The following is a 7,568-nucleotide window of genomic DNA, read 5'->3' as shown; positions in this document are numbered from 1 at the left end:
GGTTGAGAGAAGGCAAGATAAAGGCACCGCCTCCACGAGGCGGTCAAGTCTTTGTCTGCACATCGTTTTTCCAAGAGGCTGCCATCAGCACTAGGAGGCTGGGGCACGCAAGCCGCTGATTTTGCTGCAGTTGTCCAGGAGGCTGGGGTGAGAGACGACGAGTTCAGGCCAAAGCTTGGCAAAATCGGGTCGCGCGGCTCGAAGGCAGGAAAACGTTTCGCCGGCCAGCTCCGGGCAGCAATCAACCGAGCCGGCGGCAGGTCCCCGCTCGGCCGCCACTTCACGGGAAGCCGGACTGGGCGTGGTGGGGCGGCTGCCGTGCTGCTGAAATCGCGCGATCGCTACGCCGCCTTCCGGCAGCGACGGGTTGTGGTCAAAGCGCGGGTGGTCAAGCTGGCCGGCAAGGGTTCGGACGGAGCGCGTGCGCATCTGCGCTATCTTCAGCGCGACGGCGTCACCCGGCAAGGCGAGCCCGGCGAGCTCTACGGTACCTACAGCGATCGGGTCGATGGCAAGGACTTCATCGATCGGGCGGAGGGCGACCGGCATCAGTTCCGGTTCATCGTCGCGGCCGAAGACGGCATTGAGTATGAGGAACTCAAACCGCTGACCCGGCGCTTGATGGCGCAGATGGAGGAGGACCTCGGCACGAGGCTCGACTGGGTCGCCGTCGATCATTTCAACACCGGCCATCCGCATACGCACATCATCGTTCGCGGCAAGGACGACGGGGGCGAGAATCTCGTCATCGCGCGGGAGTACATCTCCTCTGGTTTGCGAGAGCGCGCGTCCGAGCTGGTGAGCCTCGATCTCGGTCCCCGCACCGACCTCGAGATCGAGCAGCGCCTGCGCCAGGAGATGGAGCAGGAACGTTTCACGAGCATCGACCGGCAGCTGCTTCGAATGCGAGGCGATGATGGACTTGTCTCGCTTAGCGATCGCGATGTGTTTCGACAGACGCTGCATCAAGGCCGGCTGCGCAAGCTCGAACGCATGGGGCTTGCAGCGGAGATCGGCTCCGGCCGCTGGCGCCTGGACGATGAGCTCGAAGTAACGCTGCGTCGGTTGGGCGAGCGCGGGGACATCATCAAGACCATGCATCGCGAACTGACCAGCAAGGGACTCGTGCGCAGTGCCGCCGATTGTGTTGTCTACGACGCGGGACAAAATGCCGAGCCCGTGGTCGGCCGCGTGGTCGCGCGCGCCTTGGCAGATGAAATCGATGACCGCCATTACCTCATCGTCGACGGTATCGACGGCAAAAGCCATTACATCGATATCGGCAAAGGCGAGGCAACCGAACCGACGCCCGATGGCAGCATCGTCCGGGTTACGCCGCGGAACACGGAGCGCAGGCAAGTTGACCTGACCATTGCCGGGATCGCTGCTGCGAATGGCGGACGATACAGCGTCGACATTCACTTAAAGCATGATCCGTCGGCCACAGAGCGATTTGCGGAAACGCATGTGCGGCGGCTAGAGGCGATCCGGCGAGTCACTGGCCGCGTAGAACGTCAGCCGGACGGCACCTGGATCATCGCGCCGGATCATCTCGACCGCGTTGCGGACTACGAGCGTCAGCGGACCAGGGTCGAGCCTGTCGTTGTAGAAAAGCTCTCGCCGCTGCCGCTGGAGCGGCAAGTCGGTTTCGACGGCGCCACCTGGCTCGACGGCGAGTTGATTTCAGCCGCGGCGCAGACCTTGCGCAACTCCGGGTTTGGTCGGGAGATTCTGGAAGCGCAAGCCGCCCGGCGGCAGTGGCTGATCGCACAAGGCCTCGCTCATGAACAGCAGGACCGGATCGTCTATCGCGCTGGCATGATTTCGATCCTGCGCCAGCGTGAACTGAACCGCGTCGCCAGCCAGCTCTCGGACGAGCTCGGGCTCCCCTACGTCGAAACTCGATCTGGAGACCGAATAGAAGGCGTGCTGCGCCGATCGGTTGAACTCGGCAGCGGCAAATACGCCGTCATCGAGAAGTCGCGGGAGTTCACGCTCGTGCCGTGGCGACCGGTGATTGACCGACATGTCGGGAAGGAGGTCTCCGGGATCATGAGCGGAGAGGGGATTTCTTGGACCATCGGTCGGCAGAAAGGCGGGCCCGGCGTTTCGTAGAGACAGCGCGGAAGCTCGATTTCAAATGTACTCCTAGGTGCTATGGCGTAGGCTAATTGTTAGGCCATTTGTCTTGCGTCGCACTCGGCACTCGTGAAGCCCGAAGCGCTGGCGTGCTGGGTAGATGGGGGTGCTTCTTGTACATTTCGTACCTTTTGGCTTGCCGGATACCTCGCGTGTGGCAACAATCGCCACATGGATTCGCGAAATACATACCAGATCGCACCACCTCGAGACGTGCGTGGACGGCATATACGTGCCGCTCGTATCCTCCTCGATTGGACTAAGGCCAGGGCGGCCCAGGAATGCGGCGTTGGCGTGAATACAATTGGTCGGTTGGAAGAGGGCCTCGAAACCCTAACATCCAGGACTGTCGTCGACATTGTGCGCACGTTCGAGGCGAACGGGGTTATGTTCGTCCGGGCTGATGTTGGTGCCGGCGTGTTCTTAAGAAACTCGCTGGATGGCGACTAGATGCTCACTGCGCCGATCTACCTCGATTATCATTCCCACTCCCTTATAGAACCTCGCGTTCTGCAACGAATGGTCGCGGCATACGCAGCAGTCGACGCCAATCCTCATTCCACACACAAGCACGGTGGGGCCGCCCACGCGGTTGTCGAGGCTGCTCGAAGCCAAGTCGCTGAGCTTCTCGGTTCGCGTATGTCCGAAATAGTCTTCACGTCTGGCGCGACAGAATCGAATAATCTGGCCTTGGGCGGTTTGGCAGAGCACCTCGGGAATGTCGGAAAACGGCGGATCGCCGTTTCTGCGATCGAGCACGCTTCGATTTTGGAGAAAGCTGCGGATCTGAGGCATCAGGGATGGGTCATCGATACGATACCTGTAGCATGGACAGGGCGCGTCGATCTGGCGGCGCTGGAAGCCATGCTAGACGATACCACCGGACTGGTATCGGTGGCTTGGGCGAACCACGAAATCGGAGTCGTCCAGCCAATGGACGAGATATCAAGAATCGTACGCGCTAGAGGTGCCTTGCTTCATTCCGATCTAGCGCAGATCGCTGGTAAACTGCCAGTTTCGACGTCGCTGCTCGACTTGGCAAGTGTTTCGGCTCACAAGCTTGGCGGGCCGACCGGCGTTGGAGCATTGCATGTCTCCCGCCGTCTGCGTCCAAAGCTGGCACCACTGCTGCGGGGAGGTGGCCAGGAGAGTGGCGCGCGTTCCGGTACGCTCTCGCCGCCGCTCTGCGTCGGGTTCGGCGCCGCCTGCGCCTTGGCTAGGGAAGAAATGGCTCAAGAATCCGTTCGTGTCGCGCGACTGCGGGACAGGTTGCGGTCGCGACTGCTGGCGATCACCGGGGCTGTGGAGAATGGCGACAGCAAGTCCAAATTGCCAGGGAACCTTAACTTGCGATTCGACGGCGTCGATGGCGAAGCCCTGGTCCTTCGACTACAAGACGAGATATCCTTGTCGACGGGGTCGGCTTGCAGCGCGAAGAACCTTGTGCCTTCACACGTTTTGCTCGCCATAGGCCTTTCGACACAGCAAGCCGAAACCGCTGTCCGTATTGGTCTGGGGCACGGAACTACAGGCGAAGAGATTAACATAGCTGCAGACGCCATAGAACGGGCGGTTGAAGCATTGCGTTCGACCCGGAGAAGAGCATGACGACAGCAGCCGTGATAGATCCAGACTTAGAGCCGGTCGGCCAGCTGAGCGATCGGTTGAAGGCAATCCTTGTCGATATTCGCGATGAATATCTGCAGCCACATTCGACACCTTGGATCCTCGGGTTTTCCGGAGGCAAGGACAGCACGCTGCTTGCGCAGCTGGTATGTGAGATGTTGCTGTCGCTACCTCCGCGTAAACGGCTACGCGCGGTCCACATCGTGGCCAACGATACGCTCGTGGAGTCACCGGTGATTGTTCACCATCTTGACATGGTGCTGGAACGGATGCGGCAGTCTGTGGGGCCTTTACGGCTACCGATCGTAGTTGCGAAGACGGTCCCGCATGTGGAGCAGACCTTCTGGGTCAATCTTATCGGGCGCGGCTATCCATCCCCCAGTCGGGTTTTCCGCTGGTGCACGGATCGTATGAAGATCGCTCCAACGACCACTTACATCAAGACTCAGGTCGACGAGTCCGGTCAGGCCGTTCTTTTGCTTGGCGTGCGTAGCGCGGAATCCACTCAGCGTCGGCGCAGCGTCAGCCGATACGACAATGGCCAACGCCTTAACCCTCACAACAGCTTGCAGAACTGTCTTGTATATAAGCCGATTGTGGATCTCTCGACGGATGAGGTGTGGCAGACGCTATTGCAGTCGTCCCCGCCGTGGGGCGGTACGCACCGCGAATTGGTGACAATGTACCGCAACGCCGGAGGCGGTGAGTGTCCGCTGGTGACCGACAGGTCCGAGGCACCATCCTGTGGCACTGCTTCCTCACGATTTGGTTGTTGGACCTGCACGGTAGTGGAGAAGGACAAGAGCGCAGAGTCCTTTATCGAAGCCGGCTATGGCGATCTAGAACCCCTGCTGGAGTTCCGGGATTGGCTGAAGGCCATCCGCGAGGACGGCTCAAAGCGTATGGCCAAGCGCCGAAATGGCACGCTCAACTTCGTCGGAGAAGGGCGTCTTATCCCGGGCCCTTTCACCCTCACCGCGCGCCGAGAGATCTTTAGTAGGTTGATCGCTGTTCAGAGCGAGGTGAATATGGAACTGGTGTCGCCAGCCGAGATCGACGCTATACGGCGCATCTGGGCCGAAGATACTATCGCCATGACGAAGTTCTAACAGCATGTCTGATCAAGCCCGTCTCCCCGTTAACGGCGTCTCCTCCTACCTCGACCTTTTGATCTCGGCCCGCAATCTCTATGGTTCGAACGGCAATCGCCGCAGATTGTTCAATCGCTTTGACGAGATCTTCGGTGCTCCGGTCAATTGGTCGACGATTGCCTGGAACCCTACGGTGACCCGTGCGGCGCGGCCGTTCCGATTTAAACGCATCCGTTTGCAAAATTGGAAGGCCTTCGAGCGCGCCGAATTGGATTTCGCAGCCCATCCCGAACGGCCAGTCGCGCTGATTGGTGGTAACAACGGCAATGGCAAGACCAGCATCTTGGAGGCCTTGGCAGTGGGCTTGTACGGAATGCGCGCCCATATCGACCGATCACGGTTGAGTCGCGAAGAAGGTTATGGGATCGCGCCAAGACGCTCTGATTATCATCAGGCGATTGAACGTGCGATGCATCGTCAAGCCTTCGAACGCGGCGGTCGCGACATGTCAGTGGTGATCGAAATCGATTGCGAGGATGGTCCTTTCGAGATCGAGCGGCACTGGTACTTTGGTGATGATGGCTCGTTCGTCGAGGATGACGAGGAACTGGTTCTCCGCTCCGGAGACGACAGGCACATCCTCAGCCCGCCGCCGGATGTGCCCGGCCCCGAATTTGCATTCTTCGAGATCGAGCGGCGCATCGCGCCTGCCAGTATGCTCCCCTTCTTGTTATTCGACGGCGAGCAAATTCGGCGTTTGGCTCAGCGCGAACTAGACGAACAGGTACGTTTCGGTCTTGAGAGCGCTCTGGGTGTCGGCGTTATCACTGCGTTGCTGAATGATCTTTCCGACTATGCCCGGGACCGCGGCAAGGACGTGCAGGCTGACGGTGTCGAAGCTTCATTGATCTCGCAAGTCGCGGCCTTCACGGACGAATTGTCGAATACGCGAGCTGATCTCGAAGCGGTGGAATCTGCCCTTGGTCCGTTGCGCCGGCGCCGTGACGAGATCGTGAGGTCAATCGGGTCTATCGGCGATGGCACCTATCAGGAGCGCCATGCCGAGCTGGAACTTCGCAAAAAGCTCGAGGCTGAGCTGCATGCCGCTCGGCATGATCTGCTTCTATCCGGTGTAAGGCTGCTGCCATTCCTTCTTATTCCCTCCGAACTGCTCAAAGACGTGGAGAGGACCCTCGACGCAGCAGCCCGCTCGACCTTGCGCTCGCGGGGACAAGACGAGCGCATGCTGCGTGAGTTAATCGCGGCTCTGGAGCGGACCAAGCCTCAGTTGTCGCCGGAAGCGCTTGCCGATCTTGCGCGACGGACTCAAGAGGCGTGGAACACCTCTTTGGGCACTGCGGTCGCGTCCGACACTGCGACCTTACATGGCTATCTCATCGGCCACGACGCCCGGCACGTGTACGAACTGCTTACCGGCTCGCGGGCATCGGCGCGTGGTGAGATCGAGGGCATGCTGCAAAAGATCACTGACCTGACCGAATCCATCTCGCGAATGGAAGAACACAATGTGCAGCGTAAACGCGATGAGGAGAACCGGGCCGCTTTGGTCGGCGAACTGGAACTATTAAACGAGAAAATATCGGAGCTTGAGGGACAAAGGCGACGGCTTGATCAGGTCGCGGGTAAGCTTGAGGCTCAAATCGAGCCGTTGGAAATCGATCTGAACCGTCGCAAGGGCCAACGCCGCAACGGCGGCCATGCAGCCAACGGGGCCGACGCAGCCAGGACTGTGTTACATGCGCTGAGGCAGTCCATTTCGCTTGTCCTGCCTGAGTACTACGCCGAATTGGCAACAGCATTGACCAGCGCCTATCGTGGCCTTGCGCACAAGGGCATCGTCCAAAACGTTGCCATAACGCACGACGGCAATGTAGCGTTGATAGACGCGCTCGGGCGCGACCTGCGGGATACTGATGCCTCTGCCGGTGAAAACCAGATTTTTGCCATGGCACTGATCGCTTCCATCACCAGCCTTGGCGGCTCGTCTCTTCCGCTCGTCATAGACACGCCACTCGGTCGTCTGGACACTGAGCATCGCGACCGCGTTCTGGACTATTTTACCTCGCGCCGTTCTCAGACGATCCTTCTGTCCCAGCCCGAAGAAGTATCCGGTAGATACTACGATCGGATCGAGAGTCGCGTCGGCTCCGAACACCATCTCATTTATCGATCCGAAGGCGGCGGCCTGGGCGAGACGTTGGTTCAGAAAGGCTATTTTCCGAGGCGAGCCGCATGAGCCAAATTCGTTCTCCACTTCAGATCGGCGATATCGCCCGCGCCGACTTCCGGACATCCTTTGCCGCAGATTCTGAAAACTCTCGCATCCAGAAGACGCTTGGCCTGCCGTACCGATATCAACCTGCGCGGCTGGCGCTCTCGCTCTCTCTAGCGGAACCCAAATCGCCCACGCCAATTTCCGACAACAGTGGGCGGCCGATCAGAGGCGACACTTTGTTCGGCCAGGACGAGGCGGATCTGACACTTTGGATCGCGCTGGTTGTAGAGCACTCAGGCGTTGCCGGGCTGACGCGGCGTGAGTTCCAGGACCTTGTAGCGGCTCACTGGGCTCGAGGAATGGAAAAGCTTTCAAAGACTGAAAAGTCAGTCTTGTCGATAGAAGATGCCTTCGCCCAGTTGATGTCCGGCGCGCTCTCACATTAGCAAGGCTGCGAGGCACCTCAGCTTCCACCT

The 7,568-nt window shown here is 59.6% G+C and carries 5 protein-coding genes; all 5 read left to right on the top strand.

Annotated elements, in window-relative coordinates; genetic code table 11:
• Positions 1-147 precede the first annotated feature (147 nt).
• The 5 genes from rlxS (at position 148) to EOA32_RS09700 (ending at position 7,538) form a co-directional block, all read left to right on the top strand.
• Complete coding sequence (rlxS, locus tag EOA32_RS09725; protein ID WP_128371613.1) at positions 148-2,115, top strand: relaxase/mobilization nuclease RlxS; 1,968 nt, start codon at positions 148-150, stop codon at positions 2,113-2,115.
• Positions 2,116-2,589: 474 nt separating this feature from the next.
• Positions 2,590-3,747, top strand: coding sequence for a cysteine desulfurase family protein (locus EOA32_RS09715; protein ID WP_128371611.1), 1,158 nt, complete (start codon positions 2,590-2,592; stop codon positions 3,745-3,747).
• Positions 3,744-4,874, top strand: a complete 1,131-nt coding sequence (dndC, locus tag EOA32_RS09710) for a DNA phosphorothioation system sulfurtransferase DndC (RefSeq protein WP_128371610.1) — start codon at positions 3,744-3,746, stop codon at positions 4,872-4,874. Before EOA32_RS09715 ends, dndC begins: the two co-directional genes overlap by 4 nt.
• Before the next feature lie 4 nt (positions 4,875-4,878).
• On the top strand, positions 4,879-7,113 hold the full coding sequence (locus EOA32_RS09705) for an AAA family ATPase (RefSeq protein ID WP_128371609.1): 2,235 nt from the start codon (positions 4,879-4,881) through the stop codon (positions 7,111-7,113).
• Positions 7,110-7,538: a DndE family protein gene (locus EOA32_RS09700; RefSeq protein ID WP_128371608.1), complete on the top strand. Its 429-nt coding sequence runs from the start codon at positions 7,110-7,112 to the stop codon at positions 7,536-7,538. Before EOA32_RS09705 ends, EOA32_RS09700 begins: the two co-directional genes overlap by 4 nt.
• The last annotated feature ends 30 nt before the right edge of the window (positions 7,539-7,568 follow it).

It is taken from the genome of Mesorhizobium sp. M1A.F.Ca.ET.072.01.1.1, assembly GCF_004023325.1.
GTDB lineage: Bacteria > Pseudomonadota > Alphaproteobacteria > Rhizobiales > Rhizobiaceae > Mesorhizobium.
This window is presented reverse-complemented; position numbering and strand designations above follow the sequence as displayed.